Below are 3,422 nucleotides of genomic sequence, written 5' to 3'. Positions count from 1 at the left end.
CCGAGCGAACTCGAGAACGAACTCAAGTTTTCGCCGTATGTGACGGACGCCGTGGTGATCGGCGACAAGAAGCCCTACCTCACCGTGATCATCATGATCGACCAGGAGAACGTGGAGAAATATGCGCAGGACAACGACGTGCCGTTTTCCAACTACGCCAGCCTCACCAAGGCGCCCGAAGTGCAAGCGCTGATCCAGACCGAGATCGATCGTGTGAACAAAAAGTTTGCCCGGGTGGAACAGATCAAGAAGTTCTTCTTGCTCGACACACAACTGAGCGCCGAAGACGAAGAACTCACCCCCACCATGAAGCTCAAACGCAAGCTGGTGCAAACCAAGTACGAGCCGCAGATCAACGCCATGTACAGCTGACCCGTTCACCACCACCCTCACCCGACCACCACCCCAGGAGACACAAGAGATGAAAACCCGACTGACACTGGTTGCCGCCCTGCTTGCCGCGGGCAGCAGCGCGGCCTTCGCGCAATCGCAAGGCGTGAGCAAAGACGAGATCGTGCTCGGCTCGATTCAAGACCTCTCGGGCCCCATTGCCGGCTTCGGCAAGCAGGTGCGCCTGGGCATGATGCTGCGGGTGGACGAGGTCAACGAGCAAGGCGGCATCAACGGCCGCAAGATCAAGCTGGTGGTGGAAGACTCGGCCTACGACCCGCGCCGCGCCGTGCTGGCCGCGCAGAAGCTGGTGAACCAGGACAAGATCTTTGCCATGGTCGGCCACATCGGCACCGCACAAAACATGGCCGCCATGCCCGTGCAGTTCCAGAAGAACGTCATCAACTTCTTCCCGGTGACGGCGGCGCGCGAAATGTACGAGCCCTTCCACAAGCTCAAGTACAGCTTTGCCGCCACCTACTACGACCAGATGAAGATCGCCGTGCCCAAGCTGGCGAAAGAGAAGGGATCCAAGAAGGTCTGCGCCATGTACCAGGACGACGAGTTCGGCCTGGAGGTGAAGCGCGGTGCTGAAGACGGCCTGAAAGCCGCCGGCATGACGCTCGCGGTGGAAACCAGCTACAAGCGCGGCGCCACCGACTTCTCGTCGCAGATGCAGAAGCTGGCTTCCGAGCAGTGCGACATGGTCGTGATGGGCACCATCATCCGCGAGACCATTGGCGGCATTGCCACGGCCAAGCGCCTGGGCTTCAACCCCACCTTCATCGGCTCCAGCGCCGCCTACACCGACCTGATCCACAAGCTCGGTGGCCCGGCCATGAACGGCTTCTACGCCACCATGACGGTGCAGAACCCCTACACCGACGAAGCCTCGCAACCCATCCGTTTCTGGGCCAACAAGTACAAGACCAAGTTCAACGAAGACCCGACCGTGTTCTCGGTCTACGGCTATTCGCTGGTGGACACCTTCCTGCGCGCTGCGGGCAAGGCCGGCAACAACCTGACCACCGAGAGCTTCATCAAGGCCATGGACACCATGACCATTCCACCGGACATCTTTGGCAGCGCCGAAATGACCTTTGGCCCCACCAAGCGCCTGGGCAGCAATTCGACCCGCCTCTCGCAGCTGCAGGACAACCGCTGGAAAGTGGTGTCTGAATACATGAAGATCGACGGCGCCAAGTAAGCCCCGCCTGACCGCTGAATAACACGTTGCCTGCTTCGGCAGGCCATGCGTGCAGCCGCCAACACCTTGTGTGCTGGCGGTTTTTTTTCGCGGGTGCGTTTCCGGACTTTCAACCCATCAAACACCTGGTTATACTGACTTTGATTTTTCTCAGTATAACGACCATGCTGTACACGCCACTCTCCACCGCAGCCCAAACCGCATACGCCGCCGTGAGAAGCGCGAGCATGCTCGACGGCGTGCGTACGGTGGCGTCACTGCCGGGCAGCTTCTCCCGAAAATCCGTCAAAGGTCACCACTACTGGTACTACCAGACCGCCGACCTCACGGGCAAACAAAAACAGATTTTCCTGGGCACGGACAGCGACGAGCTGACCGCCATGATCGAGCTGCACCGCCAGGGCGATGAATCCAAAACCCACCTGCGGCAGTTGACTCGGCAGGCCATTGCAGCAGGCTGCCCGGCCATCGTTCCATCGCACGCCAAGATCATCGAGCGCCTTGCCGATGCCGGCTTCTTCAATGCAGGCGGCATCTTGGTGGGCACACATGTGTACATGGCGTACCAGAACTACCTGGGTGTGCGCTGGCATTCAGGCGCGCAAACCGTCGACCTTGACTTCGCACACGCGAGGCGCAATGTCTCTGTGGCCATTCCATCGGACGTGACCATGGACATGGGCAGCGAGATCGAGGCCCTCAAGATGGGCTTCGTTCCAGTGAGCAGCCTCACCACCTATATCAAGTCCGACGAACAGGATTTGCAGATCGACTTTGTGACTTCCACCCACCGGGGCGGCGACACGCCGGTGTTGATCAAGGCTTTGAACGCCACCATGCAGCCCTTGAAGTTCATGGAGTTCTCCATGGAGGCGCCCATTCAGGTGACGCTGCTCGCGCAGCGCGGCGCCATCACGGTGAACGCGCCGCCCCCTGAGAAATACGCCCTGCACAAACTGCTGGTGTACGGAGAGCGCCCGCCAGACATGCGGGTGAAAGCCACCAAAGACCTCGACCAGGCCGCATCCCTCATTGAATACCTGGCCGAGAACGACGCCGACCTGTTGAACGAGACCTGGCTGGATCTCATCAAGCGAGGCCCGGGCTGGCAACGCCGAGCCGCTGAGGGCCTGAAAGCCCTGCGCAAGCGACACCCCGACATGGACACCAGCGCGCTCGCTTAGCCCGGTACAAAGCCGCGCGCCTCGGCAAGGCAATGCCCTGAATTCCCGGTGAAACCCCAGGCGGGCAAACCTGCGCGAAAACAGCGATGGTCTCGGCCCAAGCCATTTCGCCCGTGCACTAGAAACACCCCATGCTCGACTTCTTCCGCAACTACAACGAACAGCTGGAGATCCTGATCGAAGGCGACAACCCCCACGCCATGCAGCTGCTGCGCCACGCCGACGTGGACCTGCTGCGCAACCACCTCAACCGGGACGAACGCATCACCGCGTTCGCCACCGGCCGCGCGGTCGGCATGGGCCGCACCATCTGGGTGGTGACCAGCCAGTCGTTGCTGGTGGTGCAGACCGGCAAACGCCCCGGCGTGCGCAAGTTTGCGTTGGACAGCATCGAGCAAGCAGACGCCGAAAAAGGCCGCTACGGGCATGCCCTGAGCGCCCACCTGGCCGGCGCGCGCCTGGGTTTGTATGGCGTGGCGCAGAGCTTTGCCGTGCTCACCCTGCGCGCCCTGGCCCGCCCCGCCGGCCTGGACGCCACCCGCAACATCGGCCAGACCACGCTGAACGAAGAAGCCCAGGCCCACGCCCAACACGCCTTCGCCGACCTGGCCCTGCGCGCTCAGCCCCTGCTGGCCCAGAGC

At 61.6% G+C, this 3,422-nt stretch carries 3 protein-coding genes and 1 pseudogene; all 4 read left to right on the top strand.

Features of this window, described 5'->3' with window-relative positions; translation table 11 throughout:
- A pseudogene (locus Q0C59_RS19275) lies at positions 1-372 on the top strand (long-chain fatty acid--CoA ligase); the annotation flags it as partial.
- A gap of 49 nt (positions 373-421) precedes the next feature.
- Positions 422-1,597: an ABC transporter substrate-binding protein gene (locus Q0C59_RS19270; RefSeq protein WP_291218622.1), complete on the top strand. Its 1,176-nt coding sequence runs from the start codon at positions 422-424 to the stop codon at positions 1,595-1,597.
- A gap of 164 nt (positions 1,598-1,761) precedes the next feature.
- Complete coding sequence (locus tag Q0C59_RS19265) at positions 1,762-2,781, top strand: nucleotidyltransferase domain-containing protein (protein WP_291218620.1); 1,020 nt, start codon at positions 1,762-1,764, stop codon at positions 2,779-2,781.
- Positions 2,782-2,912: 131 nt separating this feature from the next.
- On the top strand, positions 2,913-3,422 hold a 510-nt coding region (locus Q0C59_RS19260; protein ID WP_291218618.1), incomplete at its 3' end, for a hypothetical protein.

Origin of the sequence: Hydrogenophaga sp., assembly GCF_022844385.1 — a bacterium.
GTDB lineage: Bacteria > Pseudomonadota > Gammaproteobacteria > Burkholderiales > Burkholderiaceae_C > Hydrogenophaga.
Note: the sequence above shows the minus strand (reverse complement) of the source record. Positions and strands in the feature narration are given on the sequence as shown.

Bases quoted from the DNA above. Each gene is read 5' to 3' on its own strand.
- Q0C59_RS19270 (WP_291218622.1), top strand. From the start codon at position 422: ATGAAAACCCGACTGACACTGGTTGCCGCCCTGCTTGCCGCGGGCAGC.
- Q0C59_RS19265 (WP_291218620.1), top strand. From the start codon at position 1,762: ATGCTGTACACGCCACTCTCCACCGCAGCCCAAACCGCATACGCCGCC.